The following is a 26556-nucleotide window of genomic DNA, read 5'->3' as shown; positions in this document are numbered from 1 at the left end:
TTTCCATGACGACGCAAACCCCCGTTCCCTTCTGGTTTCTGCGTGGCGGCACATCGCGCGGACCCTATTTCCGGCGCGCGGATCTGCCCGAGGATCTGGACCAGCTGGCCAAGGTGCTGTGCCAGGTGGTCGGTGCGGGCAACCCGCGCAATATCGACGGTCTCGGCGGCGGCGTGGCGGTGACCACCAAGACCGCCATGCTGTCGAAATCGGAAGAGCCGGGCATCGACGTGGACTATTTCTTCGCCCAGGTCGCGGTCGAGGAAGAGCTTGTCGATTATGGGCCGACCTGCGGCAACATCCTCGTGGGCGTCGGACCGGCGGCCATCGAGATGGGGCTGGTCGAGGCGCGGGACGGCGAAACCCCGGTACGCATCCGTGCGGTCAACACCGGCGCGACGGTCGAGGCATTGGTGCAGACACCGGGCGGACAGGTCGAGTATCGCGGCGATGTCGCGCTCGATGGTGTGCCGGGCACGGCGGCGCCCGTGGGGCTGAACTTCCTCGGCGTGGTCGGCTCCAAGACCGGGGCGATGTTTCCGACCGGCAACCGCATCGACGTGATCGACGGGATGGAGGTGACCTGCATCGACGTCGCCATGCCGATGATGATCGCCAGGGCGGCGGATTTCGGGGTGACCGGTTACGAGACGGTCGAGGCGCTGAACGAGAACAAGGACCTCTTCGCGCGGATGGAGGCGATCCGCCTCAAGGCCGGCGAGATGATGGGGATGGGCGATGTGACCAAATCCGTCACGCCCAAGATCGGCCTGATCGCGCCGCCCAAGGGCAACGGGCATTTCGCGGCGCGCTATTTCATGCCGTGGGACACGCACCCGACCCTTGCGGTCACCGGCTCGCAATGCCTTGCCTCCTGCGCGCTGATGCCGGGGACGGTGGCCGGGGGCGTCGTGAAACCCATTCCACCGTCGCCCGCGCGCGTTCTGATCGAACACCCGATGGGCGAGATGGAAGTCACCCTGACCTATGGCGATGGCCCCAGCTTCCAATCGGCGGGCCTGATCCGCACCGCGCGCCTGATCGCGCGGGGCGAGGTGATGGTCGATCCGGACCTGATGGGGCCTGCGTCGTGAAAACCTTTGACGTGATCGCAAAATCCGTCGCGCAAGAGGGCGTGCGCGACTGCTTCGCGCTTCTGGGCGATGCCAACATGAATTTCGCGACCCGACTGGCCGGGGCCGGCACGCGGATGATCTACGTGCGCCACGAACACTGCGCCGTCGCCGCCGCCATGGCCTATGCGCGCAAGACCGGGGAAACGGGCTTTGCCACGGTGACCTGCGGGCCGGGCCTGACGCAGGTGATGACCGCGCTGCCCGCCGCCGTGCGGGCGCGCTTGCCGCTCGTCGTGCTGGCGGGCGAAGCGCCCCTGAAATCCGGTTGGTACAACCAGGCGATCGATCAAGCGCCCTTCGTCACTGCCACGGGGGCCGCCTATCACAGCCTCCACTGGCCTGACCGGATGCCCGTCGCGATCCGCGACGCCTTCGCCCAGGCGGCACGGGAACGTCGCCCGGTCGTGCTGGGCATTCCCTTCGACCTCCAGAACCGCGACTGGACCGGGGCAGGGGACCTGCCGCCCCCCTCGTCCGAGATCGCACCCATCGTGTCGCCGATGCCGCCGCATCCCGACGATATCGCGCGCGCGGCGGCGCTTGTGTCGGGCGCAAAGCGCATCGTCGTGATGGCCGGCATGGGCGCGGTCGAGGCCGAGGCTGGCGCAGCCTGCCGGATGCTGGCCGAGAAAACCGATGCGCTGCTGGCCACGACCCTGCCTGCGCGGGGCCTCTTCCATGACGATCCGTTCAACCTGAACGTCGCGGGCGGGTTCAGCCACGAGGTCGCCCGCGACTGCTTCGCCGAGGCCGATCTGGTGATTGCGGTGGGCTGTTCGCTGGCGCGGCACAATGCCGATGGCGGCACCCTCTGGCCCAAGGCCCGCGTGCTTCAGATCGACACCGACCCGATCAGCCTGTCGCAGGGCCGCGTGGCTGCCGACGCGCATCTGCGCGCCGATGCAAAGTTGGGGGTCGAGGCGCTGTGCGTAGCACTGGCCGCCAGACCGGCGGAGTGGCGCAGCGACGAGATGGCCGAGCGCATCGCCACCGCGTCGCCTGACAGCACCGCCTTCGAGATCGAGCCGGGCCTGCATGACCCGCGCGCCGTGGTCGCCGCCCTCGACGCCGCGCTGCCCAGGGACTGGCAAATGGTGAACTCCTCCGGCCATTGTTCCTTCTTCTTTGCGCATATGCCCGCCCGCCCGCAGGAGAAGTTCCTCACGATCCGGGAGTTCGGCGCCATCGGCAACGGCATCTCCTTCGCCATGGGCACCGCCGTCGCTTGCCGCGGCGACACGGTGGTGCTGTTCGATGGCGATGGCAGCCTGCTCATGCACATCCAGGAGTTGGAGACCATCGCCCGCCATGGCCTGAACATCCTGACCATCGTGATGAATGACGGCGCCTATGGCTCGGAAATCCACAAGCTGCGCGCCGAGGGCCTGTCCGACGAGGGCGCCGTGTTCGGCCGTCCCGACCTTGCCGCCGTCGCGCGCGGCTTCGGGATGGGGGGCGAGACGATCACCGACCTTGCCGCGATCCCCGATCTGGTCGAAAAATTCGCGCAGACAGGCGGGGCTGCCGTCTGGGATGTGCCGGTCTCGGACAAGGTCTATTCGCCGCTCATCGCCCGCGCGCATCCTCCCAAAGGTCACTGAAGAGAGACGAAGATGAAGGTCCATATCCTCGACGATTGGTTCGACACCCTGCGAACCCTGCCCAGTTTCGCCAAGCTCGATGGTCACGACGTGACGGTCTGGACCGATCACACCGAGGATATCGACACGCTCGCCGAGCGTCTGGCCGAGGCCGAGGCCCTGGTCCTGTTCCGCGAACGTACCGCGATCACCGGTGCGCTGCTCGACCGTCTGCCGAAGCTGCAACTGATCTCGCAGCGCTCGGTCTATCCGCATGTCGATGTGGAGGGCTGCACCCGCAACGGTGTGCTGCTCTGTTCCAAGATGGGCGGCGGCGGGTTTTCCGTGGCCGCGGCGGAACTGACCTTTGCCCTGATCCTCGCCTCCGCGCGTCAGATCCCGCAACAGATGGCCTCGCTCAAGGCTGGCAACTGGCAGTTGGGCGTCGGCCAGTCGCTGAGCGGGCGACGGCTGGGGCTATACGGCTACGGCAAGATCGCGGGGCAGGTCGCGAAATACGCCCGCGCCTTCGGGATGGAGGTCGTCTGGTGGGCCTCGGAGGGCGGGCGCGCGCGGGCCAGGGCCGATGGCGAGACCGTGGCGGACAGCCGCGAAGCCTTCTTCGCCGATAGCGATTTCGTCTCGGTCCATGTCCGGCTGAAGCCCGAAACCCGGGGCTTGATCACCGCCGCCGATCTGGCCGCGATGAAACCCACGGCCAGCTTCATCAACACTTCGCGCGCAGGGCTGGTTGAGCCGGGGGCGCTTCTGGCGGCGCTTCAGGCTGGCCGCCCCGGACGCGTGGCCGTGGATGTCTTCGAGACCGAACCGCTGACCGACCCGGATGATCCGCTGATCAACCATCCCAATTTCATCGGCACCCCGCATATCGGCTTCGTCACCGAGGACGAGTTGGACACCCAGTTTGCCGATATCTACGACCAGATCGTGGCGTTCGCGGCAGGGGAGCCGATCCACATGATCAACCCCGAAGCCCAGGGGCGATGAGGCGCTCTGGCCATGCTTGAGGCGCTCACCACCTTGCCCGAGGGCCTCTCGGCGCTCGGCTTCTGGGTGTTGATGGCGACCAGTTTCATCGCCTCGCTCATCACCGCCGCGCTGGGGATCGGGGGCGGCGCGCTGATGATCGCGGTCATGGCGATCCTCGTGCCGCCCGCCGCGCTTATCCCTGTACATGGGGCGGTGCAGCTGGCCTCGAATGCCGGGCGGATGAGCCTGCTATTGGGTCACGTGCAATGGGCGGCGCTCAAGGCCTTCACGGTCGGGTCCATCGCGGGGGCCATTCTTGGCGGGCTTGTCGTGGTGGAACTGCCGCCTTGGGTCATCCAGCTTTGCATCGGCTGTTTCGTGATCTGGACCGTGCTGGCCCGCCCGCCGCGCTGGTTGTCGGCCTGGCCGTTGGTGACGGGGGCGATCTCGTCCTTCCTGACGATGTTCTTCGGCGCGACGGGCCTTTTCGTGGCTGGCTATACCAAGTCGCTGATCCTGCCGCGCCACGGCCATGTTGCGACTCACGCCGCGCTGATGACGGTGCAGCATGGCCTGAAACTGGTGGTGTTCGGCGCGCTTGGCTTCGCCTTCGGGGCCTGGGCCTGGGTCATCGTCGCCCTGTCGCTCGCGGGGCTGGCCGGAACCGCGATCGGCAAGGTTTTCCTGGGGCGCATGACCGATCACGGGTTCCGCCGCGTGCTCGATATCCTGCTGATCCTGATCTCGCTGCGCCTCATCTGGCAGGCGGTCACGCAAATTCCCGTGTAGGCCTTTTACCCACCCGCGCCATGCTTTACCTGCTGCCATCGAACAGGGACAGGAGGGGACATGCCCGAACTCGCGGACGTCTTGCCGATGCTTGCACTGGTTCTGGCCATCGGCGCATTTGCCGGTGTGATTGCAGGGCTGCTCGGCGTAGGCGGCGGCATCGTTCTGGTGCCGGCATTTTACTTTGCGTTCGAGGGGTTGGGATATGTCAGGCCGGACCTGATGCAGATCTGCCTTGCCACGTCGCTGGCGACCATCGCCGTCACCTCGTTCCGCTCGGTCCTGTCGCATAACAAGAAGGGTGCGGTGGACTGGGACATCCTGAAAGGCTGGGGTCCGGGCATCGCCATCGGTGCGGCGCTCGGGGTGGTCGCGGCATCGGGCCTGCGCAACGAAGTCCTCATGGTGATCTTCGGCGTTCTTGGCGTGATCGTGGGCCTCTACCTTGCCTTTGGACGCGAGCATTGGCGCCTGGGACAGGAGATGCCCAAGGGCGTCGGGCGCGCCGTCGCCTCGCCCATCGTCGGTTTCCTGTCGGTCCTGATGGGCATCGGGGGCGGCAGCTTCGGGGTTCCCCTGATGACGCTTTACAACACGCCCATCCATCGCGCCGTGGCGACGGCGGCGGGCTTTGGCGTCATCATCGCGGTGCCAAGCGTTCTGGGGTTCCTGATGATCCAGGGCGAGGGGCCGAACCGCCCGCCGTTCACCATCGGGCAGGTCAACCTCGTGGCCTTCGTCGCCGTCATCGCCATGACACTGGTCACAACGCCCCTCGGCGTGAAACTCGCCCATGCAATGGACCCCAAGCCGCTGAAACGCGTTTTCGCGATCTTCATCATGATCATGGCGCTGAACATGCTGCGCAAGGCGTTCGGCCTCTGACCGCGCGGCGCCTCAGTCGGCGCGTGCCGCCCGGTTCAGCCGGGCGGCCCGCCCGCCGCGCCGCTTGGTGAGCGCCGCGCGGCGCGACGGCAGATCCGCCATCACCTCGGCGCGCCGCTCGGGGCCCATCTTCGTCCACTGGGTGATTTCGTCGATGCTGCGCAGACAGCCCGTGCAGAGCCGTGCCTCGGGGTGAATGACGCAGATCTTCACACAGGGGCTTTCGACCTCCTGTCGCGTCCAGATCGTGTCCGTGTCGGGCCGTTTGGGGAAACCGTCGCTCATGGCCTTATCCTTCGCGCAAATGGCGCAGCCGGTCCAGCGCCCCTTGCAGGATATACCCCGCCGCCACGGCGTCGATCACCTCGGCGCGGCGTTTGCGGGTGGTGTCGGCCTCCAAAAGCGCGCGTTCGGCGGCGACCGTGCTCAGCCGTTCGTCCCAATAGGCGATTGGCAGATCCGCGAAGGCGGGCAAATGGCTGAGATTGCGGGCAAAGGCGCGGGTCGATTGCGCCCGCGGCCCCTCGGAGCCGTCCATGTTGCGCGGCAGGCCAAGGATCAGGCCCCCGATCTCCCGCGCCTGCGCAAGTTCGGCGAGGCGCGCGGCGTCGAGCGTGAATTTCTTGCGCTTCACGGTTTCCAGCGGCGTGGCGGCGGACAGGATCCTGTCCGAGACGGCCACGCCGATGGTCTTGGTGCCAAGATCCAGCCCCATGATCCCGCGATGCGCGGGCAGGGCGGCGGCAAAAGCCTCGATCTCGTCGAAGATCACTCGCTGGCCTCATCGGCCCCGTCAGGCGCGTCCGCGGCTTCGGCGGGCGCGGGCAGGCGCGCGCCGAGCGGTTCCAGCACCGCCATCGCCTCGGGCACGTCGGCGAAAACCGTTGTCGCCTCGGAGTAAATGGCCCGTGCCTGCTCCACGCGGCCGAGAACGAGATAGGCGTTAATGAGCCGCGCCCATTCCTCGGGCGGGCCGCCTTCGGTGGCGAGCCGTTCCGAGAGGTTGGCGACCATGCCCTCGACCATCTGCGTGCGCTGTTCGGGCGTCATCTCGCCGGCGGCCTCGACATCTTCGTCGGTCGGACCGCGCATCGGCGGCATGATGCCCTGATCCGTGGTAGCCGGCCCCGGCTGGGGCAGTTCGGCCAGCGAGACCGGATCGCCCGCCAGGGCCGCGACCTCCTCGATCTGCAGGCGGATCGGGTCCAGCCACGGCGCATCGGCGCGGCTTTCGGCCATCAGGTTGCGCCAGATCGGATAGGCGAGGTCGGGGCGGCCCTGCTGCGCATACATAAGACCCGCATAGTAGCGCGCCGTGCCGTTGCGCGAATTCATCTCCAGCGCGCGCAGCAGCGCATCCTCCGCCTCGGGCGAGACATAGCCGCCCGCCGCGAGGATCATCATCTCGGCCAGGTCGACATATTCCTGCGCGCTCACGTCCTCGCCCAGCAAACCGATCAGGTGGGCCTGGGCGCGATGGGCCGCCACGAAATTCCCGAGTGCCGCCTCGTTCTGCGCCAGCAGGGTCCAGCCTTCGACATCATCGGGGCGCTGTTCCATGATCGAACGCAGTTGCACGACCAGCGCCTCGCGCTCGGGCTGTTCCGGCATGCCTTGGCGAATATCGACCTGCGCCTCGGCTTCCGCCTGAAGCGGGCGGCCTTCGCGGGCTTCCTCGACCATCTGGATGCGCGTTTGCAGCGGCAGGTCCGGATAGCCGGGCGCACCGATCCAGTAATAGAGCGCGACCGCCCCCGCGATCACGGCCACCAAGCCGGTCGCGATCAGCCACTGGCCCCCGCGCCCCGCCGCGTCTTTCGCCTGCGCGCGTTGTAGGGCCTTGTCGGCCTCCAGGATGCGGCGCGACACCTCGGTCCGGGCGCGCGCGGCCTCTTCCTCGGTCAGCACGCCACGGTCGAGGTCGCGATCGACCTCTTTCAACTGATCGCGATAGACGCGGAGGTCATAGGTGGCTGCGGGCGTCGCGGCTTCGCGCGGGCGCAGATACGCCATCAGGATGATCAGGGCTACCAGCAGCGAGACAACGCCGGCCGCGATCCAGAATATCATTTGGGTCTCTCTCCCTTGTCCGGTCGTGCCCTCCATGTAAGCTGCCATTGCCCGTACGAAAACCCGTCAAAGGCGCACGGGTGGCCCCTTGCACCGGGACAACTTGAAGCGGGGTCGCATTTTGCAGAAGAGGTGTCGGGAAGAGTATCCTAAATCGCGCCAGCCTGCCGCAAACGGGGGCGAGAGTCTGAGGAGGTCGCCGATGCGCCGTTATTCCGCTTTTGCCATCGCCCGCGAAGCCGCCCGCCACCACCAGGGCTGGGAACGCGCGTGGAAAAGCCCTGCGCCGAAAAAGTCTTACGATGCCATCATCGTGGGGGCCGGCGGGCATGGCCTGGCGACCGCGTACTACCTCGGGCGCAATCACGGCATCCGCAATGTCGCGGTGATCGAGAAGGGCTGGCTTGGCGGCGGCAACACGGGCCGCAACACCACGATCATCCGCTCGAACTACCTTCAGGATCCCTCGGCCGCGATCTTCGAAAAGGCGCGGAGCCTTTACGAAACCCTGAGCCAGGACCTGAACTACAACATCATGTTCAGCCCGCGCGGCGTGATGATGCTGGCCCAGACCGAGCACGAGCTGCGCGGCTGGCAGCGCACGGCCCATGCCAACAAGCTGCAAGGGATCGAGACGGAATTCATCGGCCCGAAAAAGGTCAAGGAGCTCTGCCCGATCATCAATCTCGACGGGCCGCGCTACCCGGTGCTTGGCGCGCTCTGGCAGGCGCGGGGCGGCACCGCGCGCCACGATGCCGTCGCCTGGGGCTATGCGCGGGCTTGTTCCGACATGGGCATGGACATCATCCAGCAGACCGAGGTGACGGGCGTGCGCCGCGACGGCGGCAAGGTCACCGGTGTCGAGACGACCAAGGGGTTCATCGGCTGCACCAAGCTGGGCATCGTCGTCGCCGGTCATTCGGGCGTGCTGGCCGAGATGGCGGGCTTCCGCCTGCCGATCGAGTCGGTCGCCCTGCAGGCGCTGGTCAGCGAACCGATCAAGCCCTGCATGGACGTGGTCGTCATGGCCAACACCGTGCATGGCTACATGAGCCAGTCCGACAAGGGCGAGATGGTTATCGGCGGCGGCGCGGATGGCTATAACAACTACACGCAGCGCGGCAGCTTCCACCATGTCGAGGAAACCGTGCGCGCGCTGGTCGAGACCTTCCCGATCATCAGCCGCCTCAAGATGTTGCGCTGGTGGGGCGGGATCGTGGACATGACGGGTGACCGCTCGCCCATCATCTCGACCACGCCGGTCGAAAACTGCTTCATCAACTGCGGCTGGGGCACGGGCGGGTTCAAGGCGATCCCCGGCTCGGGCTGGGCCATGGCCGAGTTGATGGCCAAGGGACACTCGCCGCTGGCCGAGGAATTTTCGCTGACCCGCTTCCGCGAAGGCCGGTTCATCGACGAATCCGTCGCCGCGGGGGTCGCGCATTGATGCAGGGCGTCGCGCATATCGTGGGGATGCAGCGGGGCACGCAGGTGGCCGCGCGGCATGGTGCCTTACCAGCGCCCGCCCTTGCCCATGAAGTCGGAGCCGCCGCCAGCGGCGCTGTTGTCGCTGGAATCCGGGCGCCGGTTCAGGCCGCGAAAAACGACGATCACTGCGAAAATCGCCATTGCGCCGATCACGTAGAACGGCCAGAAATCCCAGAAGGTGAGCTCGGCAGCGTCTCTCATAACGTGACGATAGCAGGTTTGGTTGCGCCGGTCAGCGGTATCGGCGCGCAGTGCGGGGGCACGGCATGAGCAGCGTCGCCATTCCCAAGCGCCTTGGGCATATCTGGATCGGCGACCGTCCCGCGCCCGAGCACTGGATGCAGACCTGGCGCGACAAGCACCCGGACTGGGATTACGTGCGTTATGACAATGCCTATCTGACCGGGCGGCGCTGGCGCAATCAGGCGCTGATCACGGAATACTTCAAACGTGGGCGGCTCGAGGGCGTGGCCGACCTGATGCGCTACGAGATCCTGTTTGAGCAGGGCGGGTTCATTCCCGGCGCCGATTTCGAGTGCCTGCATCCATGCGACGAGCTGTTCACCCGACCCATCACCTATACCTGTTTCGAGACCTATCCCAAGAAAGGTTGCCGGATGACGCCCTACCTCGCCTCGGCGCCCGGAACCGACACGCTGACCCTGACGTTGGATGTCCTGTACGACCTGTACGCGCGGGCCCCCGAGACGGCGCAACAGCCGTGGATCTCGGTCGGTAACCTGTTTCTGCGCAATCTGCTCGATACCCGTCGGGACTGGATGACCCAGCTCAAGATCTTCGAGGCCTACACGTTCATTCCGAAACACAAGGACAAGCCGCGCTATGACGGCCCCGGCAAGGTCTATGCCGAACATCACTGGGGCACGACGCTGGGTCGCTATGGCGCGGCGCCACGGCATTCGACGCATGAGGAAACGCTGGCGGCGCTGGTGGCCGCGCTGCCTCAGAGTAACGAGGTGATGCAATGATGAAATCCTATCTTGGAGAGGCTTTCGAGATGGCCTTTCACGCCCATGAGGGGCAGGTGGACAAGGCTGGAAGCCCCTATATCACGCATCTCGTGCGGGTTTCGGCCAGTCTCACGGATCGCGACGCGCGCGTCGTGGCGTTGCTTCATGATGTCCTCGAAGATACCGGCACGACGGCCGAGGACCTCGCGGCCAAGTTCCCGCCGGATATCTGCGCAGCGGTTGAGGCGATCACCAAGCGTCCGGGCGAGGGCTACGACACCTACCTTGCGCGCGTCGCCGCCAACCCGATCAGCCGCGAGGTCAAGCTGGCCGACCTGGCCGATAATGCCGACCCCGCGCGCCTTGCCGCGTTGGACCCGGCCGAGCGCGCGCGCCTGACCGAGAAATACGCGGCCGCCCGAACCCTTCTGACCAAGCTTGCGGAGGCATCCGATGCTGCTTCTTGAATGCCCGTATTGCGGCGTGAAAGCCGATGAAACCGAGCTGACACCCGGCGGCGAGGCGCATCTGAAACGCTTCGGCCCCGGCAGCACGGACGAGGCGTTCGAGGAGTATCTCTTCCTGCGCCCCAACCCCAAGGGCGTGCATTTCGAGCGCTGGCGCCACGCCCATGGCTGTGGCAAGTGGTTCCTCGCCGCGCGCGACACCGCCACGCTCGAGGTGTTCGGCACCTATTCGGCCCAGACCACCGAACCGCCCGAGCACATCATCGACGCCATCCGCGCCAAACGACCCGACTGGAGCCAGGCATGAGCACCCGTCTTTCCACCGGCGGCCGTCTGATCGACCGCAGCCGCCAGGTCAAGTTCACCTTCAACGGCAAGTCCTTCAAGGGGGTCGAGGGCGACACGCTCGCCTCCGCACTTCTGGCCAATGGCCAGACGATCATGGGCCGGTCCTTCAAGTATCACCGCCCGCGCGGGGTCATGACCTCGGGCGCGGAAGAGCCGAACGCGCTGATGGGCCTGGGCAAGGGCGCGAAGTTCGAGCCGAACCAGCGCGCCACCACGACCGAGCTGTTCGACGGTCTGACCGCCGAAAGCCAGAACCACTGGCCCAGCCTCGACTGGGATATCGGCGAGGTGAACGCGGCGCTGTCGCGCTTCCTGCCGGCGGGCTTCTACTACAAGACCTTCATCCATCCGCGCCCCTTCTGGAAGCACGTGTTCGAGCCGGTCATTCGCCAGTCCGCGGGCCTCGGCAAGGTGCCCAAGGAGCGCGACGCCGACCGCTACGAGCATTTCTACGCCCATGTCGACGTGGTGGTCGCGGGCGGCGGGATTGCCGGGCTGCAAGCCGCGCTCGAAGCCGGGCGCGCCGGGGCCAAGGTGCTGCTGTGCGAGCAGACCGCGCATTTCGGTGGTCGCGCGCCCGTCGATGGCGTGCGCATCGACGGCAAACCGGCCGAGGATTGGGTCGCAGCGGCGCTGTCCGTGCTTGAGGGCATGGACAACGTGCATATCCGGCCCCGCACCATGGTCGCGGGCGTCTATGACCACGGCTATGTCATCGCCTACGAGCGCGTGGCCGACCACACCCCCGAGGCCGCCGCGCCGCGCCACCGCCTGTGGCGTGTCCGAACGAAACAGGTGATCTCGGCCACCGGCGCGCTGGAGCGCCCGCTGAGCTTTCCCGGCAATGACAAGCCGGGCGTCATGCTGGCCAGCGCCATGCGTGACTACATCGTCAACTGGGGTGTCAGCGCGGGCGACCGCACCGTTGTCGTGACCAACAATGACGACGCCTACCGCACCGCCATCGCGATCAGGCAGGCGGGGCTCGACGTGCCCTGTATCGTCGATGCCCGCCCCGAAGCGAACGGCGCCTTGCCGGATCAGGCGCGCGCGCTGGGGATCGAGGTCAAGACCGGCATGGGGATCGCGGGCGTGAAGGGCCTGCGCGGTGTCGTGGCGGTAAAGCTTTGCCGACAGGCGGGCGAGGGGGCCGTGATCGAAGAGGTCGTGTGCGATGCCGTCGCCATGTCGGGCGGCTGGTCGCCTGTCGTCCACCTCTGGTCCCATTGCGGCGGCAAGCTGAATTGGGACGAGGCCGGGGCCTTCTTCCGCCCCGATCATGCCCGCCCGCCCACCAGCCATGACGGCGCGGGGTTCGTCACCTGTGTTGGGTCGTCGGACGGCGCGCTGCACGCCGCCGATGTGCTGCCGAATGCCAGCGCCGCCACGCGCAGGATGCTCGGGCAGATCGGCAAGACGGCGGCTGACGCGCCCGTCGCAAGGACCGATGCCCCAGACGAGGCGCCGCTCGCCCCGGTCTGGATGATGCCGCAGGGCGCAGGCCCCAAGAAGCGCGCCAAGATGTGGCTCGACTTCCAGAACGACGTCAAGGTGTCGGACGTGCAACTGGCCGCGCGCGAGGGGTATGAAAGCGTCGAACATACCAAGCGCTACACCACGCTCGGCATGGCCACGGATCAGGGCAAGCTGAGCAATATCAACGGGCTGGCCATCCTGGCAGGCGAGTTGAACGCGGCCATCCCGCAGGTCGGAACCACCACGTTCCGCCCGCCCTACACGCCCATTTCCATGGGCGCGATCGCGGGCGAGGCGCGCGGCGACGTGTTCCAGCCGCTGCGCCGCACACCGATGCAGGACTGGCACGAGGCCAACGGCGCGCATTGGGAACCGGTCGGCCAGTGGCGCCGTCCCTACTGCTTCCCGCGCGACGGCGAAAGCCACCGCCAGGCCGTCAATCGCGAGATCACGGCGACGCGCAATTCGCTTGGCCTGCTCGATGCCTCGACCCTTGGCAAGATCATCGTCAAGGGGCCGGATGCGGGCCGGTTCATGGACATGCTCTACACCAACATGATGAGCACGCTGAAACCGGGCAAATGCCGCTATGGCCTGATGTGCTCGGAAAACGGGTTTCTGATGGATGACGGTGTCGTGGCGCGGCTGGATGAGGACACCTTCCTTTGCCACACCACCACCGGCGGGGCCGAGTCGATCCACGCCCATATGGAAGATTGGCTGCAATGCGAATGGTGGGACTGGAAGGTCTATACCGCCAACGTGACCGAGCAATGGGCGCAGGTTGCCGTGGTCGGCCCGAACGCCCGGAAGCTGCTGCAAAAGCTGGGCGGTGACATCGACCTGTCGAAAGACGCGCTGCCCTTCATGTCTTGGGCCGATGGGAAACTGGGCGCGTTCGACGCCCGCGTCTTCCGCATCTCCTTCTCGGGGGAATTGTCCTTCGAGGTCGCGGTGCCTGCCAGCCAGGGCCGCGCGCTTTGGGATGCGCTGCTGGAGGCCGGGGCTGAGTTCGACGCGACCCCCTACGGCACCGAGGCGCTGCACGTGATGCGGGCCGAGAAGGGCTTCATCATGATCGGCGATGAAACCGACGGCACCGTCATTCCGCAGGACCTTGGCCTCGACTGGGCGATCTCCAAGAAAAAGGACGATTTCCTTGGCAAGCGCGGCCAGCAACGCAGCCACATGACCGACCCCGCCCGCTGGAAACTGGTGGGGCTGGAGACGCTCGACGGCTCGGTCCTGCCCGATGGCAGCTACGCCATGGCCGAGGGTGAGAACGCGAACGGGCAGGGCAACACGCAAGGGCGTGTGACCTCGACCTATTACTCGCCGACATTGGACAAGGGCATCGCCATGGGCTTGGTCCTGAACGGCCCTGACCGCATGGGCGAGGTGCTGGAGTTCAACACGACCGGGGATCGCACCGTGAAGGCGCGGATCGTCAGCCCCGTGTTCTATGATCCCGAGGGGGAGAAGCAGAATGTCTGATCTGGCAAGCGCACTTCCGGGGGCCGCGGCGCAGGGCCTCGTCACGGTTCGCGAAGCGGGACTGGTGGGCATGGTCACCTTCCGGGGCGATCTGTCGGCCCAAGACACGGCAGCGGCGATCAAGGCGGCCACCAGCTGCGACCTGCCGGGGCAGCGCGCCGTGGTGACCGAGGGCGAGGTCAGCGTGGCGTGGATGTCGCCCGACGAATTGCTGGTCATCTGCCCGCATGACGCCGCGACCGGGATGGCCGCGCAGATCTCCGCGCAGATGGGCACGGCGCATCACCTCGCGCTCAACGTCTCGGACGCCCGCGCGGTGTTCGAGGTCGCGGGCGCGGGATGGCGCGACGTGCTGGCCAAGGTCAGCCCCGCCGACCTGTCGCGCGAGGTCTTCGGACCGGGCGAGATGCGCCGCACGCGGCTGGCACAGGTCGCGGGCGCCTTCTGGATGACGGGCGAGGACACGGTCCGCGTGATCTGCTTCCGCTCGGTCGCGCGGTATGTCTTCGATCTGTTGGTCCTGTCGGCGCGCTCAGACGCCGCGGTGGGTTATCATTGACAGCCAGAGCTTGTCCGATAGGCTCTGCCTTCGGGGAGGTAGCCTGTATGCGTAACAAGTACCTGACAAGCTTGGGATTCGGTCTGGTTCTGGCGGCAACGATCGGGGCCTCTGCGTCGGCGCAGCAGTTCCTCTGCCAACCCGTTCGCGACAGCGAGCCGGAGCAAACATTCATCCCGCCGCAATTCCTGCTCCAGTACGCGGGCGACACGGTCACCGTCACACACCCGTGGTTCGGTGGGGAGCGTATATCCCGGCAGGTGCCGGTGCGTGGCTCGGGCGGGGTCAACAGGATCAATTATACGCCGGGTGACCTTGATCTGCGCAACGGCGACACCATCAGCTTGTACTACCAGATCATTCACCGCACGGGGACCAACACGTTCGAGGTCGCAATTCGCTCCTGGGACGCGTATGGGCGTGTGCGGTCCGTCGGCAGCTGTGCACCGCTCGGAGGGTGATCTCTTCATCTGCGCACGAGTTTTCCTAGTCCTGCGCGTGCCTTGGGGTTGACGAAACCCCATCCCGACTACCATCTCAAGGCCAACTGAAAACCGCAGAACAGGGGGCCACGATGGCTTTTGAACTTCCCGATCTTCCTTACGCCCATGACGCGCTGGCCGATCTCGGCATGTCCGCCGAGACGCTGGAATACCACCACGACCTGCACCACAAGGCCTATGTCGACAACGGCAACAAGCTGATCGCGGGCACCGAGTGGGAAGGCAAGCCGGTCGAAGAGATCATCACCGGCACCTACCAGGCCGGCGCCGTGGCCCAGAACGGGATCTTCAACAACGCCTCGCAGCATTGGAACCACGTCCAGTTCTGGGAAATGATGGGCCCCGGCCAGACCGGCATGCCCGGCGAGCTGGAAGCGGCCATCACCGAAAGCTTCGGCTCGGTCGACAAGTTCAAGGAAGACTTCGCCGCCGCGGGCGCGGGCCAGTTCGGCTCGGGCTGGTGCTGGCTGGTCAAGGACACCGATGGAAGCCTCAAGGTCACCAAGACCGAGAACGGCGTGAACCCGCTCTGCTTTGGGCAGACGGCGCTTCTGGGCTGCGACGTGTGGGAGCACTCCTACTACATCGACTTCCGCAACAAGCGTCCCGCCTACCTGTCGAACTTCCTCGACAAGCTGGTGAACTGGGAAAACGTGGCCGCGCGCCTCGCCGCGGCCTGATCCGCGACCGACATGTTTCGAAAGGCCCGCTCCGGCGGGCCTTTTTTCGTTTCGGGATCGGTCTTTCCACGTGGTAAACTGGAACAAACCCGGGCGGGCCTGCGTTTTTTCCTTGAACACACAAGGAGGACCCCATGGCAGAGCGCGTGAAATCCAGGGACGGTCGCAGCGAGACCCGCGAGATCATCGGCACCGTCGAAAAGGCCCCGGCCTTTCAGGGGCGCGATGGCGGGGATCTTGCCCGCAAGACCGCCACGAAGGACGAGATGAAGCGCGATCATGACGGGCGTTTTGGCGCCACGCGTGTCACCAAGTCCGACGAAGACCGCCCCGGCACCGACAATCTCGGCGAAAGGAACAAATGATGGCAGACCCGTCCATGACGCCCACCCCGGTCGATCAGGTGCGCAAGAACCCCTCACCGCTGACCAACGGCACGTGGGTTCTGGTCGCCGATGGCGAGAAGGCCCTGTTTCTCGAAAACATTGGTGACGCGGATTATCCGCAACTGGAGGTCCGGCGCGAGAAGGAGCAGGACAACCCCAAGACCGCACAGCAGGGCACCGACAGGCCGGGCCGGTTCAACGATGGTCCCAACGTGCACCGCTCGGCGGTGGAGCAGACCGACTGGCACCATCTGGAACAGATGCGTTTTGCCGACGATCTGGCCGAGATGCTCTACAAGCGCGCCCATGCCAACGGGTTCAAGCGCCTTATCATCGCGGCCAGCCCCAAGGTATTGGGCGAGTTGCGGGACAAGATGCACAAGGAGGTCGCCGACAAACTCGTGGGCGAGGTCGCCCTCACGCTGACCAATCATCCCATCGACGAGATGGCCAAGCGGATCGCCGACCATCTGACCGACGACTGACAGCCTCGGGGCAGGGCGGGGATTGACCCCGGCCTGCCCGCGTGAAAAGCCGATCCCATGACCGAGGTTCGGCCCCCCCTGGCACAATCAAGCCCGTTGCTGCGCGACGCCATGAAAGGCGTCTTGGCGCTTGTCATGGCCTGCACGATCTGGGGCCTGTCGCCGCTGTTCTACGCGCTTTTATCCGATGTGCCGCCTGCCGAGGTCCTGGCCCATCGCACGGCGTGGTCGCTGATCGTTTTCGCAGGCATGCTGGCGCTCCAAGGCCGCTTGCGGGAGGTGCCGAGGGCCCTGGGCTCCGCACGGGGCTTTCTGGCCGTTCTGGCCGCCTCGGCGATGATCTCGGTCAACTGGTTCCTGTTCATCTTCGCCATTCAGGCCGGGCGCACGGTCGAGGCCTCGCTCGGCTACTATATCTTCCCGCTCGTGGCCGTCCTGCTGGGGGCCACCGTGTTGCGCGAGGGGTTGGGCCGCGCGCAACTCCTCGCCGTTGCGATTGCCGCCGCGGCGGTCATCACGCTGACCATCGGCCTTGGGGCCGCGCCGTGGATTTCCCTGACGCTGGCGGTGACCTTCGGGATCTACGGGCTTCTGAAACGCTGGGTGCAGGCCGGGCCGGTCGTGTCGGTCACAGCCGAGGTGCTGATCCTTGTCCCCATCGCGACCGTCTACCTGATCTGGCTGGGGGCGGAGGCCGGCCATTTCGGCCATGACATCGGCACCAGCCTCCTGCTGATCGCGTCCGGCCCGATGACGGCGACGCCGCTGATCCTGTTTTCCTACGCCACCAAGCGTGTCGCCATGGCGACGGTGGGGCTGGTGCAATACCTCAACCCGACCCTGCAATTCGGTGTCGCCGCCCTGATCCTGGGCGAGGTCGTGACGCCCTGGCACATGATCGCCTTCCCCATGATCTGGGTCGCCCTGGCGATCTATTCCTGGGCGACGTTCAGCTCAAAGCACCCGAAAGCTCCGACATGAGCGACGGGATGTCCGGCACGGTCTTGTAGAACTCCAGCAGCGAGGCGTCGGCGAACCCTTCGCGGACCACATGCGCCACCAGGTCGAGCAGCGGCTGCCAATAGCCTTCCGTGCCCAGCAGGATCAACGACTTGTCATGCAGGCCAAGCTGCCGCCACGTCAGAACCTCGAAGAACTCGTCGAGGCTTCCGGCCCCGCCGGGCAGCATGACGATCGCGTCCGAGTTCATGAACATGACCTTTTTGCGCTCGTGCATCGTCTCGGTCACGATGAAGCTGGTCAGATCCCGCTTGCCAACCTCCAGGTCCAGCAAATGCGTGGGGATCACGCCGAAGGTTTCGCCGCCCGCCTGTTGCGCGGCGCGGGCCACCGCGCCCATCAGGCCGACATCGCCCGCGCCATAGACCAACCGGTAGCCGGACTCGGCCAGGGCTGCGCCCAGCTCGGTCGCGGCCTCCAGGTAGGCGGGGTTTCGACCGACCCGCGAGCCACAATAGACACAGACGGAAAAGCTCGACATGGCGGCACCTTGAAATCGAGGGGATTTTAAGACCTGATATCCCCGAAGCGAGGGGCGCTCAACCCAAGGGGACAGGGACGGGGGCGCCACAGGACGACAGGGGGATCAGCCGATGAAACTCGGCGCCGTATTTGGCACCAGCAGACCCGCCGTGGGTGCGGCCGCGGGCGCGGTCGTGCTTCTCGTGGCCGGGGTCGTGGGCTACGGCCTGATCCGCGGGGACGACGACACGCCCCCCGCGCAGGACCCGCCCCCCGTGGCCGAGGTCACGCCCGAGCCGGACGTGACGGCGGAGGCCCCCGAAGCCGAAGCCCCCGCACCCGAGGCGCCCGCACCGGCGGACCCGCCCGAGGCGCAGGCGAGTGTCGCACCGCCCAGCTTCGACCAGGTGCGGGTCGCCCCGGACGGCGCGACGGTGATCGCCGGTCGCGCACCCGCCGGGGCCGATGTGCAGCTGCTCCTCGACGGGGTTTCCGTGGCCGAGACGCCGGCCGATGCCAGCGGCAGCTTCGCGATGCTGCTGACCCTGCCGCCCGCCGACGCCCCGCGCATCCTGAGCCTGATGGCCCGGCTCGACGGGGCCGAGATCGCCGGGGCCGAGCAGGTGATCGTCGCGCCGTTCGGTGCGCCGGAGGCGATGGCCGCCGCCACGCCCGGGACTGTGCCCGCACCGCCGGGCGGTGACGAGGCCGCCCCGGAAGCGGAAGGCGACCCGGTGGATGCGGCGCCGGAAACGGATATCGCGCTGGCCGGCACCCCCGACGCGGCCGCCACAGTGCCAGACGAACCTGCCAGCGCCGCGACATCGCCCGGCCCCGACGCGCCCGCCGCATTGGCCGGGGCCCCGGCGACCGCCACCCCAACCGAACCCGCCGCGCCCTCGGTCATCATCGCGGGGCCCGGTGGCGTGCGCGTGGCCCAAGGCGGAACGCCCCCGCCCGCCGCCCAGACCGAGGTGCGCCTCGACGCGATTTCCTATGACACCGAGGGCGATGTCATCCTTTCGGGGCGCGGCGCAGCCGAGGCGCAGCTGCAGGTCTTCCTCGACAACCAACCCATCCGCCTGGGCGAGGTCGGCCCGTCCGGCAACTGGTCGCTGGACCTGCCCGAGATCGATCCGGGCACCTATACGCTGCGCGTGACCGAACTGTCGCCCCACGGGGACGTGACCTCGGAAGTCGAGACGCCGTTCCTGCGCGAAGACCCCGCGCGTGTGGCGGCCGCGCCGCTGATGATCGGCGGCGGCGTCTCGGTGATGACGGTGCAGCCGGGCTTCACGCTCTGGGGGATCGCCGAGGAAAACTTCGGCGATGGCCTGGCCTACGTGCAGATCTTCGAGGAAAACCGCGACCAGATCCAGGACCCGAACTGGATCTTCCCGGGCCAGATCTTTCGTCTGCCCGACCTGCCGGTCTCGCAAGGGGCGCCTGACGAGGGCTAGGGATCGTCCCGCACTGGTGTTTCCGCGCGCAGGGACCTAGGTAGGGGGCGAACAGCCAGCGGAATCCATCCATGCCAGCCGATGCAACCACCCCGACCGGTGCCCAACCGGGGCGCCAGACCGATCAGGTGACCGGCGGCGATCCGGGTGACGCCGGGCTGGAGCAGGTCGAGCGCCGCTCGGCGCTGCGCACGATCCGCAAGGTCGCCCCCTATCTCTGGCCCGAGGACAAGCCCTGGGTAAAGCGGCGCGTCGTGATCGCGCTGGCGATGCTGGCGCTGGCCAAGATCGTGACCGTGGCCACCCCCTTCGTCTACAAGGCCGCCGTCGACGTGCTGGCCGGTGACGCCGATGGATCGCCGGCCTGGATGCTGGCCCTTGGCGCCGTCGGGCTGACCGTGGCCTACGGAATTGCGCGCCTTGGCACCGTGGGGTTCCAGCAGTTGCGCGATGCGGTCTTTGCCCGCGTGGCGCAGCGCGCGCTCCGGCAACTGGCGCTGGAGACGTTCCGGCATATCCATGCGCTGTCGCTGCGCTACCACATCACGCGCAAGACGGGCGGGCTGTCGCGGATCATCGAGCGGGGGGTGAAAGGCGTCGAGTTCCTGTTGCGCTTCCTGCTCTTCTCGGTCGGCCCGCTGATCCTCGAACTGCTGCTGACCGGGATCATCCTCGCGGTGGTCTTCGATATCAGCTACCTGCTGGTCCTTGCCGTCACCATCGCGCTTTACATCGTCTTCACCTTCAAGGTGACGGAATGGCGGGTGAAGATCCGGCGCGAGATGAACAAGCAGGACACCGACGCCAACCAGAAGGCGATCGACAGCCTGCTGAATTTCGAGACCGTCAAGTATTTCGGCGCCGAGAGGCGCGAGGCCGAGCGCTATGACGGGGCGATGGCGGGCTATGAGGATGCCGCGATCCGCACCTCTCTGTCGCTGGCGTTTCTGAATTTCGGCCAGTCGCTGATCATCACCACCGGGCTTGTGATCGTGATGGTCATGGCCGCGCTTGGCGTGGCGGACGGGTCCCTTACCGTGGGCGATTTCGTCATGGTCAACGCCTACATGATCCAGATCACCATGCCGTTGAACTTCCTCGGCACCGTCTATCGCGAGATCCGCCAGAGCCTTGTCGACATGGGCGAGATGTTCGACCTGCTGGAGCAACCCGCCGAGGTGGCGGACAAACCCGGCGCGCGCGAGTTGGCCGTGTCGGGCGGCGAGGTCGTGTTCGAGGATGTGCGCTTTGCCTATGATAGCGAGCGCGCGATCCTCAAGGGCATCTCCTTCCGGGTTGAGCCGGGGGAAACCGTGGCGCTGGTCGGATCCTCCGGGGCGGGGAAATCCACCATCGGTCGGCTTCTGTTTCGCTTTTACGACGTCACGGGCGGGGCGATCCGGATCGATGGCCAGGACCTGCGCGATGTCACGCAGGACAGCCTGCATGACGCCATCGGCGTGGTGCCGCAGGACACGGTGCTGTTCAACGACACGATCCGCTACAACATCGCCTATGGCCGCCCCGATGCCAGCGAGGCGGAGGTCACCGCCGCCGCCCGCGCCGCCAAGATCCACGATTTCATCCTCGGCCTGCCGCAGGGCTATGACACGGTGGTGGGCGAGCGGGGCCTGAAGCTGTCGGGCGGAGAGAAGCAGCGTGTGGGCATCGCCCGGACCTTGCTGAAGGACCCGCCGATCCTGTTGCTGGACGAGGCGACCTCGGCGCTCGACACCGAGACCGAGCGGGGCATCCAGTCGGAACTGCGCATGATGGGGCAGGGGCGGTCGGTCATCACCATCGCGCATCGGCTTTCGACCATCGTGGACTCGGACCGGATCCTGGTGCTGGAGGCGGGCGAGGTCGTGGAATCCGGCACCCATGTCGCGTTGCTGGCCAAAGGCGGGCGCTACGCGAGCCTCTGGGCCCGGCAGATGGCCGGGGACGATCTCGACTGAGGGATTGCGCCGTCTTCGACGTCGCCCGGGAAAGCGCCTCGGGGGGCCTTGAGCCCCCCTCGGCGCTGATGCCTCCGGCGGGAGTTTTTTGGCCAAGATGAAGGGGCGCGCGGGCCGCTGGTTATTCGGCGGCGCGCAAGGGCGGTTGCGGCGGGGCGTCGGGGTCCTGGGTGTCTTGCTCGCCCTCCGGGTCTGCCCGTGTGTCCGTGTCGGGCGTATCCGGCGTTTCGGCGTTTTCGGGTAGCTCGTCGGTGATGTCCGCGGGCGAGGGGGTGTCCTCGACCGGCGGTTCCGGGCGTTCGTCCCAATAGATCACCGGGTCGTAGACGCGGCGTGCGGCGCGCGTGGTGGCCCAGTCCTGTGCCGCGCGGCTCATGCGATGGGCGCCGGCGCGGGCGAGGCCCTTGCCGATCCATCCGACCGTGGTGCCGGACCAGATGCGCAGGGCCAGCAGCGAGGGCGTGAAGACGAGGGTCAGCACGGTCGCAATGCCGAGGCCGAACACGACCGCCGTGGCCAGTTGTTTCCACCATAGCGCGGTGGGGCTGTCGATCGTGTAGCCGCCATTGCCGAAATCGAGCGAGATGCCGAACATCATCGGCGCGAGCCCCGCCATGGTGGTGATCGTGGTCAGCAGGACCGGGCGGATGCGCGCCTCGGCCGTGCGGGTGATCGCCTCGATCCGGGGCATGTAGCGGGAATATTCCTGGTAGGTGTCGATCAAGACGATGTTGTTGTTCACCACGATCCCGGCCAAGGCCACGATCCCCGTGCCGGTCATGATGATGGAGAAGGTCTGGTCCATCACCAGCATGCCGATCAGCACGCCCGTGGTCGACAGGACCACCGCCAGAAGCACCAGCACCGCGTTGTAGACCGAGTTGAACTGCGCCAGCAGGATGATGAACATCAGCCCCAGCGCCGCGCCGAAGGCCTGCCCGAGGAAGGCCTGGCTTTCGGCCTGGTCCTCCTGGTCGCCGGCCCATTCCCAGCCGACCGAGGCGGGTAGGGGGTTTTCCGTCTCCAGCCAATCGGTGATGAGGGCGATGCGTTCGTTCGCCGTCACCGGAACGGTGGTCAGATCGCCGTCGGCCAGGCCGGCCTCGATCGCGTCGGCGCCCAGCTCGCCGGGCAGCAGGTAGATCTGCCACGATGTCTCGCCGATCGTGAAATCGGCCTCGCCCTCGACCGTGGGATTGGCGGTGTCCCGCAGGTAGGCGACCGTCTCCCCCTCGGCATCGTCGACCCGGAAAAGCGCGGCCAGCACGTCGGCCTTTACCTGGAACACGCGGGACTGGTCGACGCGGCTGATCTCGGCCAGTTGCGGGGCCGGGGTGTAGGTGACGAAATTCGACAGGGGCACCAGCCCGTCCATCGTGCGCACGCGCATCGTGTCCAGCGTCGAGAGCACGCGCGACTCCTCGGGGAACCGCACGCGAATGTCGATCTCTTCGTCGGAGGAGGGCACGCGCATCGTGTCGAGCAGGATGCCGCGCGTGACAAGCTGGACCATCGCCCCCACGGTGGCGACGTCGGCGCCGAACCGGCCCGCGGCCTCGACATCCACGTCGATCTGCCAGTCGATGCCGGGCAGCGGCAGCGTGTCCTCGATCAGGGTCAGTCCGGCCAGGCCCTCGAACCGGGTGCGGACGATCTGGGTGGCCTCCTGCAATTCCTCCCAGTTGTCGCCGGACAGGCGTAGGTCGATGGGCTTGCCGCTGGCCGGCCCGCGCGCTTGCGAGAAGATCTCGACCATGATGCCGGGGATCTGGTCGAGCCGCGCCTGAAGCCGGTCGAGGATCAAGTCGCCATCGGCCCGTTCCCCCCAGGGCTCCAGGTCGATCTGGACCTGCCCGATCGTGTCGGCGGGCGCCGCCGCGCCGCCGGTGTTGTTGTTCAGCCCGCCATCACCGGCAAAGGCAAAGACGTCCTGCACGCCGGGCGTGCCGAGCACCTCCCTCTCGACAAGGCCGACCAGCCGGTCCTGTTCGGCGACCGACAGGTTGCCGCGCGCCCGGACATAGACGATGGCATTCTCGGGTTCGTTCTCGACGAAGAACTCCACGCCATTGTTGTTCTCGACGAAGTAGAGAAAGACCGAGACGACGAAGGCCCCGACCACGCCGATCATCACCAGCGGCATGATCGGGTTGGCGACGATGGCGTGGATGACCCATCCGAAGGGCGAGCGGCGATACCCCGCCTGCACCCGCTTTTCGCGATGCGGCAGCTGGATGGAGCCGAGCACCACCGACATGATCGCCGACAGCGCCACGAAAGCCACCATGCCCGGCGCCATCGTCATCAGCGCGGGCGAGCCCGGCGGGAAAAAGGCCTGCCCGTTGATCGTCAGCATCGCCGCGTGAAAGAGGCCGAAGGCGACCGCCGCCGCGATGGCTGCGCGCAGCAGGTAGATCGGCACGAGGCGCTTGAAGGCCGCCGATGCATGGTCAACGACGCGACTGAACCGCGCCGCGACCCCGCCCAGAACCGGGAGGTAGATCAGCGCGACGATCAGCGAGGCGGACAGGACGAAGATCAGCGTCACGGGCAGCATGCCCATGAACTCGCCCGGCACGCCGGGCCAGAACAGCATGGGCAGGAAGGCGCAGAGCGTCGTCGCGGTGGAGGACACGACCGGCCAGAACATGCGCTTGGCGGCGTCGGTATAGGCCTGCATCGGCCGCGCCCCGTCTTGCAGGCGTTTGTCGGCATATTCGACGACCACGATGGCCCCGTCCACCAGCATGCCAACGGCAAGGATCAGGCCGAACATCACGATGTTCGACACGGCGACATCCATGACGCCCAGCAGGATGAAGCACAAAAGGAACGAGGTCGGGATGGCGAACCCCACCAGCAGCGCCGAGCGCGTCCCGAGCGAGGCCAGCACCACGATCATCACCAGCGCGATGGCGGTCAGGACCGACCCCTCAAGCTGGCGCACCATGCCCTGGACCTGCACTGACTGGTCCAGCGTCGCGTCCACCCGAACCGCGTCCTGCAATTCCTGTGGCCAGGTCGCGCGTACCTCTTCGACGGTCTGGCGGACCAGCTCGGCGGTGTCGATGATGTTGAAGCCGAGGCGCTTGACCACCTGCAACGCGATGGTCGGCTCGCCGTTGTAGCGCGCGGTGCCGGTCCGGTCCTGGTAGGTCAGGCGGATCTCGGCCAACTGGCCCAGGGTCACCACCCGGTCGCCATTCACGCTGATCGGCAGGTTGTAGACATCTTCCGCGCTGTCGAAACTGGACGGGATCTTGACCGAGATCGCGCCGCCCTCGGTTTCGATCTCCCCCGCGGCGATCAACTGGTTGTTGTTGACGACCGCGTTGATCAGGTCCGCAGCGGTGACGTCATAGGCCTCGAGCGCGATCGGGTCGATCAGCACCTCCAGCATTTCCTCGCGGCTGCCCGCAAGCCCCGCTTCCAGCACCGGGGTGAGGGTCTCCAACGCGTCCTGCATTTCCTGGGCGAGGCGGATCAACGTGCGTTCCGGCGCATCGCCCGACAAGGCCACGACGATGATCGGGAATTCCGAGAAGTTGATCTCGTTGATGGAATAGCTTTCGGCCCCATCGGGAAACTGCGATTCCGCGCGGCCCATCGCGTCGCGCACATCGGCGATGGTTGCGCCCTTGTCCCAGCCGAATTCGAATTCGAGGAACACCCCCGCGAAGCCTTCCGAAGCGGTCGCGTTGATCGAGGTCAGCCCGTCGAGATCCTGGAACTCGGATTCCATCGGGCGCACCAGAAGGCGCTCGCTGTCCTCGGCCGAGATGCCGGGAAAGGGCACCGAGACGAACAGCCCCGGGATATCGATATCCGGCTCGCCCTCTTTCGGCAGGCCGACATAGGCCGCCGTGCCGATGACCAGCGACAGCACGATGAAGGCGATGACCATCCGCGCACGGCTGGCCGCCCAGTCGATGACGCCGATCATTGCGTCAGCTCCTCGTAACTGGTGCGCACCTCGACGCCTTCGGTCACGAATTCCTGTCCCACGGTGATGACGTCGGCCACTTCGGGCAGGCCCTCCAGCCAGACGCCGTTCGCCGTGTCGCGGATCATGCGCACCGGCACGAAACGCACGATGCCGTCCTCGACGATGCGCACGCCAAGCTGGCCGCCATCGTTCAGCGTCATGGCCGAGGCCGGCAGCAGGTGCGCGGGCGTGCCCGCCGTCTGGATCAGGATATCGGCGGTCTGGCCGTCGCGGATCGTCGTGTCGGGATTGGCCACCGTGATTTCCACGCGAAAGGTGCGGGTCTGCTCATCGGCCGAGCGGCTGAGGAACGTCACTTCGCCCACCACCTCGCGCCCCGAGGCCAGCCGCGCCCCGGCCATGGCGCCAAGCGCGATCCGGTCGACCTCGGCCTCGGGGACGAAGCCCACCAGTTTCATCGGGTCAAGCTGGATCACCGTGGCGCACAGGCTGCCGGGCTGCATCAGGCTGCCCAGTTCCGCCGTGTCGGACTCGAGGAAGCCGGGGAAGGGCGCGCTGATGGTCAGGTTGGCGATCTCCTCCTCGGCGCTGGCCACGGCGGCTTCGGCCGAGCGGATGGTCGACCGCGCCTGCGCCACACCGGCCTCGGCGGCGGCGATGGCAGCCAATGCGCTTTCGCGTCCCGCCTCGGCGCTGGCGGCCGCGGTTTCCGACCCGAAGCCCCGTTCGCTCAGCCGCGTGGCCGCGTTGGCGTCGATCGCGGCGGCGGTCAGTTGTGCCCGCGCCCCGGCCAGTTGCGCCTCGGCCTCGGGCAGGCGGGCCTGCGCGGTCTCAAGCGCGGCTTGCGCTTCTTCCAGCGCGGTCAGGCGGGTGCCCGGGTCGATCTCGCACAGAAGCTGACCTTCCTCGACGAAGGCGCCTGCCCGGATCGGCTCCGAGATCACGCGCCCCGAGGTTTCGGCGGCGACGTCGACCTGCCTTATCGCCTCGGTCCGGCCGCGCAAAAGAACGGCGTTCTCGGTCACCTGCGCCTCGGACCGGCGCACGGTGACGTGGACGCGATCATCGTCGGCGGCCTCTGCCGCGGCCACTTCGGCCAGCGCGGTTTCATCGACAGGCACGTTCATCGTCGGCCCGGGCGCGTAGCGCGCCGCGAAATCGACCAGGCTTTCACGGTCGAGAATGACGAAATACAGGGCGACGCAGACCAACGCCGCGATGATCAAGGGAAAAGGTTTCATGCCAATTACTACGTCTTTCCCGGCCACGCCCGTCGCCAAGCCGCGCGGTCCATGCCGATTGTCTGTCTGGTGCGTTCTTCAAATACGCTGAACCATTCCGTTCAGGTTAGTTTTTTCTGCAACGCGGCGCAACGCTGATCCCGTAAGGCACTGACCCCATGT

25 protein-coding genes are annotated in these 26556 nt (G+C 66.8%); 18 read left to right on the top strand and 7 right to left on the bottom strand.

Annotated features, from left to right (window positions below; translation table 11 throughout):
* The first annotated feature begins 5 nt into the window (after positions 1–5).
* From ABD923_RS06220 to ABD923_RS06200, 5 genes are read left to right on the top strand one after another with little or no spacing between them, the layout of a single operon-like run.
* Complete coding sequence (locus ABD923_RS06220) at positions 6–1094, top strand: 4-oxalomesaconate tautomerase (protein ID WP_259546087.1); 1089 nt, start codon at positions 6–8, stop codon at positions 1092–1094.
* On the top strand, positions 1091–2737 hold the full coding sequence (locus ABD923_RS06215; protein ID WP_345229435.1) for a thiamine pyrophosphate-binding protein: 1647 nt from the start codon (positions 1091–1093) through the stop codon (positions 2735–2737). The genes ABD923_RS06220 and ABD923_RS06215 overlap by 4 nt, the downstream gene beginning before the upstream one ends.
* A gap of 12 nt (positions 2738–2749) precedes the next feature.
* Entirely contained in the window at positions 2750–3724 is a 975-nt protein-coding gene (locus ABD923_RS06210; RefSeq protein ID WP_259546089.1) for a D-2-hydroxyacid dehydrogenase family protein, read from the top strand.
* A 12-nt stretch (positions 3725–3736) separates the two neighbouring features.
* Positions 3737–4495, top strand: a complete 759-nt coding sequence (locus tag ABD923_RS06205; protein WP_259546090.1) for a sulfite exporter TauE/SafE family protein — start codon at positions 3737–3739, stop codon at positions 4493–4495.
* A 60-nt stretch (positions 4496–4555) separates the two neighbouring features.
* The gene (locus ABD923_RS06200) at positions 4556–5380 is read left to right on the top strand and encodes a sulfite exporter TauE/SafE family protein (RefSeq protein WP_259546091.1); all 825 of its coding nucleotides are present in this window, start codon (positions 4556–4558) and stop codon (positions 5378–5380) included.
* Positions 5381–5392: 12 nt separating this feature from the next.
* Here the strand turns inward: ABD923_RS06200 and ABD923_RS06195 are convergent, their stop codons facing one another.
* From ABD923_RS06195 to ccmI, 3 genes are read right to left on the bottom strand one after another with little or no spacing between them, the layout of a single operon-like run.
* On the bottom strand, positions 5393–5665 hold the full coding sequence (locus ABD923_RS06195; RefSeq protein ID WP_259546092.1) for a DUF1289 domain-containing protein: 273 nt from the start codon (positions 5663–5665) through the stop codon (positions 5393–5395).
* Between the two features lie 4 nt (positions 5666–5669).
* Complete coding sequence (gene ruvX / locus ABD923_RS06190; RefSeq protein ID WP_259546093.1) at positions 5670–6152, bottom strand: Holliday junction resolvase RuvX; 483 nt, start codon at positions 6150–6152, stop codon at positions 5670–5672.
* Positions 6149–7450, bottom strand: coding sequence for a c-type cytochrome biogenesis protein CcmI (ccmI, locus tag ABD923_RS06185; RefSeq protein WP_259546095.1), 1302 nt, complete (start codon positions 7448–7450; stop codon positions 6149–6151). Before ccmI ends, ruvX begins: the two co-directional genes overlap by 4 nt.
* A gap of 202 nt (positions 7451–7652) precedes the next feature.
* Here ccmI and ABD923_RS06180 point away from each other — a divergent pair, with 202 nt between their 5' ends.
* The gene (locus tag ABD923_RS06180) at positions 7653–8897 is read left to right on the top strand and encodes a sarcosine oxidase subunit beta family protein (RefSeq protein ID WP_259546096.1); all 1245 of its coding nucleotides are present in this window, start codon (positions 7653–7655) and stop codon (positions 8895–8897) included.
* Positions 8898–8962: 65 nt separating this feature from the next.
* On the opposite strand, the gene ABD923_RS06175 is transcribed toward ABD923_RS06180, so the two are convergent.
* Entirely contained in the window at positions 8963–9139 is a 177-nt protein-coding gene (locus tag ABD923_RS06175) for a hypothetical protein (RefSeq protein ID WP_259546098.1), read from the bottom strand.
* A gap of 65 nt (positions 9140–9204) precedes the next feature.
* Between ABD923_RS06175 and ABD923_RS06170 the strand changes: the two genes are divergently transcribed.
* From ABD923_RS06170 to rarD, 10 genes are all read left to right on the top strand, one after another.
* Positions 9205–9927: a glycosyltransferase family 32 protein gene (locus tag ABD923_RS06170; RefSeq protein ID WP_259546099.1), complete on the top strand. Its 723-nt coding sequence runs from the start codon at positions 9205–9207 to the stop codon at positions 9925–9927.
* Entirely contained in the window at positions 9924–10376 is a 453-nt protein-coding gene (locus tag ABD923_RS06165) for an HD domain-containing protein (RefSeq protein WP_259546100.1), read from the top strand. Before ABD923_RS06170 ends, ABD923_RS06165 begins: the two co-directional genes overlap by 4 nt.
* On the top strand, positions 10363–10683 hold the full coding sequence (locus tag ABD923_RS06160) for a sarcosine oxidase subunit delta (RefSeq protein WP_259546101.1): 321 nt from the start codon (positions 10363–10365) through the stop codon (positions 10681–10683). Before ABD923_RS06165 ends, ABD923_RS06160 begins: the two co-directional genes overlap by 14 nt.
* Positions 10680–13694, top strand: coding sequence for a sarcosine oxidase subunit alpha family protein (locus tag ABD923_RS06155; protein ID WP_259546102.1), 3015 nt, complete (start codon positions 10680–10682; stop codon positions 13692–13694). The genes ABD923_RS06160 and ABD923_RS06155 overlap by 4 nt, the downstream gene beginning before the upstream one ends.
* Positions 13687–14253, top strand: a complete 567-nt coding sequence (locus ABD923_RS06150) for a sarcosine oxidase subunit gamma (RefSeq protein WP_259546103.1) — start codon at positions 13687–13689, stop codon at positions 14251–14253. The genes ABD923_RS06155 and ABD923_RS06150 overlap by 8 nt, the downstream gene beginning before the upstream one ends.
* Positions 14254–14300: 47 nt before the next feature.
* Positions 14301–14714: a hypothetical protein gene (locus tag ABD923_RS06145; protein WP_259546104.1), complete on the top strand. Its 414-nt coding sequence runs from the start codon at positions 14301–14303 to the stop codon at positions 14712–14714.
* Positions 14715–14827: 113 nt separating this feature from the next.
* Positions 14828–15436, top strand: a complete 609-nt coding sequence (locus tag ABD923_RS06140) for a superoxide dismutase (protein WP_259546105.1) — start codon at positions 14828–14830, stop codon at positions 15434–15436.
* A gap of 134 nt (positions 15437–15570) precedes the next feature.
* Positions 15571–15801: a hypothetical protein gene (locus ABD923_RS06135; protein WP_259546107.1), complete on the top strand. Its 231-nt coding sequence runs from the start codon at positions 15571–15573 to the stop codon at positions 15799–15801.
* Complete coding sequence (locus tag ABD923_RS06130; protein ID WP_259546108.1) at positions 15801–16307, top strand: baeRF12 domain-containing protein; 507 nt, start codon at positions 15801–15803, stop codon at positions 16305–16307. The genes ABD923_RS06135 and ABD923_RS06130 overlap by 1 nt, the downstream gene beginning before the upstream one ends.
* 57 nt (positions 16308–16364) lie before the next feature.
* A complete protein-coding gene (gene rarD / locus ABD923_RS06125; protein ID WP_259546110.1) occupies positions 16365–17288 on the top strand; it encodes an EamA family transporter RarD in 924 nt (307 codons plus the stop codon).
* Here the strand turns inward: rarD and ABD923_RS06120 are convergent.
* Entirely contained in the window at positions 17257–17808 is a 552-nt protein-coding gene (locus ABD923_RS06120) for an LOG family protein (protein WP_259546111.1), read from the bottom strand. The two genes, rarD and ABD923_RS06120, sit on opposite strands and share 32 nt — an antisense overlap.
* 112 nt (positions 17809–17920) lie before the next feature.
* Between ABD923_RS06120 and ABD923_RS06115 the strand changes: the two genes are divergently transcribed.
* A complete protein-coding gene (locus tag ABD923_RS06115; protein WP_259546112.1) occupies positions 17921–19249 on the top strand; it encodes a LysM peptidoglycan-binding domain-containing protein in 1329 nt (442 codons plus the stop codon).
* Positions 19250–19320: 71 nt separating this feature from the next.
* Positions 19321–21207, top strand: coding sequence for an ABCB family ABC transporter ATP-binding protein/permease (locus ABD923_RS06110; protein WP_259546113.1), 1887 nt, complete (start codon positions 19321–19323; stop codon positions 21205–21207).
* 121 nt (positions 21208–21328) lie between these two features.
* On the opposite strand, the gene ABD923_RS06105 is transcribed toward ABD923_RS06110, so the two are convergent.
* Both ABD923_RS06105 and ABD923_RS06100 read right to left on the bottom strand, forming a co-directional pair.
* Positions 21329–25150 (bottom strand): efflux RND transporter permease subunit, encoded by a 3822-nt coding sequence (locus ABD923_RS06105; protein WP_259546114.1) that lies wholly within the window; start codon positions 25148–25150, stop codon positions 21329–21331.
* Positions 25147–26394: an efflux RND transporter periplasmic adaptor subunit gene (locus tag ABD923_RS06100; RefSeq protein ID WP_259546115.1), complete on the bottom strand. Its 1248-nt coding sequence runs from the start codon at positions 26392–26394 to the stop codon at positions 25147–25149. The genes ABD923_RS06105 and ABD923_RS06100 overlap by 4 nt, the downstream gene beginning before the upstream one ends.
* Between the last annotated feature and the right edge of the window lie 162 nt (positions 26395–26556).

This window comes from [Roseibacterium] beibuensis (genome assembly GCF_039542305.1).
Classification (GTDB): Bacteria; Pseudomonadota; Alphaproteobacteria; order Rhodobacterales; family Rhodobacteraceae; genus Roseibacterium; species Roseibacterium beibuensis.
The sequence above is the reverse complement of the archived record's forward strand: the minus strand, read 5'-3'. Positions and strand labels throughout refer to the sequence as shown.

What these genes read in the sequence shown, in the direction of transcription:
- ABD923_RS06100 (WP_259546115.1), bottom strand. Translation starts at nt 26,394, where the DNA reads ATGAAACCTTTTCCCTTGATCATCGCGGCGTTGGTCTGCGTCGCCCTG.
- ABD923_RS06160 (WP_259546101.1), top strand. Translation starts at nt 10,363, where the DNA reads ATGCTGCTTCTTGAATGCCCGTATTGCGGCGTGAAAGCCGATGAAACC.
- ABD923_RS06210 (WP_259546089.1), top strand. Translation starts at nt 2,750, where the DNA reads ATGAAGGTCCATATCCTCGACGATTGGTTCGACACCCTGCGAACCCTG.
- rarD (WP_259546110.1), top strand. Translation starts at nt 16,365, where the DNA reads ATGACCGAGGTTCGGCCCCCCCTGGCACAATCAAGCCCGTTGCTGCGC.
- ccmI (WP_259546095.1), bottom strand. Translation starts at nt 7,450, where the DNA reads ATGATATTCTGGATCGCGGCCGGCGTTGTCTCGCTGCTGGTAGCCCTG.
- ABD923_RS06115 (WP_259546112.1), top strand. Translation starts at nt 17,921, where the DNA reads ATGAAACTCGGCGCCGTATTTGGCACCAGCAGACCCGCCGTGGGTGCG.
- ABD923_RS06140 (WP_259546105.1), top strand. Translation starts at nt 14,828, where the DNA reads ATGGCTTTTGAACTTCCCGATCTTCCTTACGCCCATGACGCGCTGGCC.
- ABD923_RS06135 (WP_259546107.1), top strand. Translation starts at nt 15,571, where the DNA reads ATGGCAGAGCGCGTGAAATCCAGGGACGGTCGCAGCGAGACCCGCGAG.
- ABD923_RS06155 (WP_259546102.1), top strand. Translation starts at nt 10,680, where the DNA reads ATGAGCACCCGTCTTTCCACCGGCGGCCGTCTGATCGACCGCAGCCGC.
- ABD923_RS06145 (WP_259546104.1), top strand. Translation starts at nt 14,301, where the DNA reads ATGCGTAACAAGTACCTGACAAGCTTGGGATTCGGTCTGGTTCTGGCG.
- ABD923_RS06130 (WP_259546108.1), top strand. Translation starts at nt 15,801, where the DNA reads ATGGCAGACCCGTCCATGACGCCCACCCCGGTCGATCAGGTGCGCAAG.
- ABD923_RS06205 (WP_259546090.1), top strand. Translation starts at nt 3,737, where the DNA reads ATGCTTGAGGCGCTCACCACCTTGCCCGAGGGCCTCTCGGCGCTCGGC.
- ABD923_RS06180 (WP_259546096.1), top strand. Translation starts at nt 7,653, where the DNA reads ATGCGCCGTTATTCCGCTTTTGCCATCGCCCGCGAAGCCGCCCGCCAC.
- ABD923_RS06150 (WP_259546103.1), top strand. Translation starts at nt 13,687, where the DNA reads ATGTCTGATCTGGCAAGCGCACTTCCGGGGGCCGCGGCGCAGGGCCTC.
- ABD923_RS06200 (WP_259546091.1), top strand. Translation starts at nt 4,556, where the DNA reads ATGCCCGAACTCGCGGACGTCTTGCCGATGCTTGCACTGGTTCTGGCC.
- ABD923_RS06220 (WP_259546087.1), top strand. Translation starts at nt 6, where the DNA reads ATGACGACGCAAACCCCCGTTCCCTTCTGGTTTCTGCGTGGCGGCACA.
- ABD923_RS06165 (WP_259546100.1), top strand. Translation starts at nt 9,924, where the DNA reads ATGATGAAATCCTATCTTGGAGAGGCTTTCGAGATGGCCTTTCACGCC.
- ABD923_RS06170 (WP_259546099.1), top strand. Translation starts at nt 9,205, where the DNA reads ATGAGCAGCGTCGCCATTCCCAAGCGCCTTGGGCATATCTGGATCGGC.
- ABD923_RS06175 (WP_259546098.1), bottom strand. Translation starts at nt 9,139, where the DNA reads ATGAGAGACGCTGCCGAGCTCACCTTCTGGGATTTCTGGCCGTTCTAC.
- ABD923_RS06105 (WP_259546114.1), bottom strand. Translation starts at nt 25,150, where the DNA reads ATGATCGGCGTCATCGACTGGGCGGCCAGCCGTGCGCGGATGGTCATC.
- ABD923_RS06110 (WP_259546113.1), top strand. Translation starts at nt 19,321, where the DNA reads ATGCCAGCCGATGCAACCACCCCGACCGGTGCCCAACCGGGGCGCCAG.
- ABD923_RS06195 (WP_259546092.1), bottom strand. Translation starts at nt 5,665, where the DNA reads ATGAGCGACGGTTTCCCCAAACGGCCCGACACGGACACGATCTGGACG.
- ABD923_RS06120 (WP_259546111.1), bottom strand. Translation starts at nt 17,808, where the DNA reads ATGTCGAGCTTTTCCGTCTGTGTCTATTGTGGCTCGCGGGTCGGTCGA.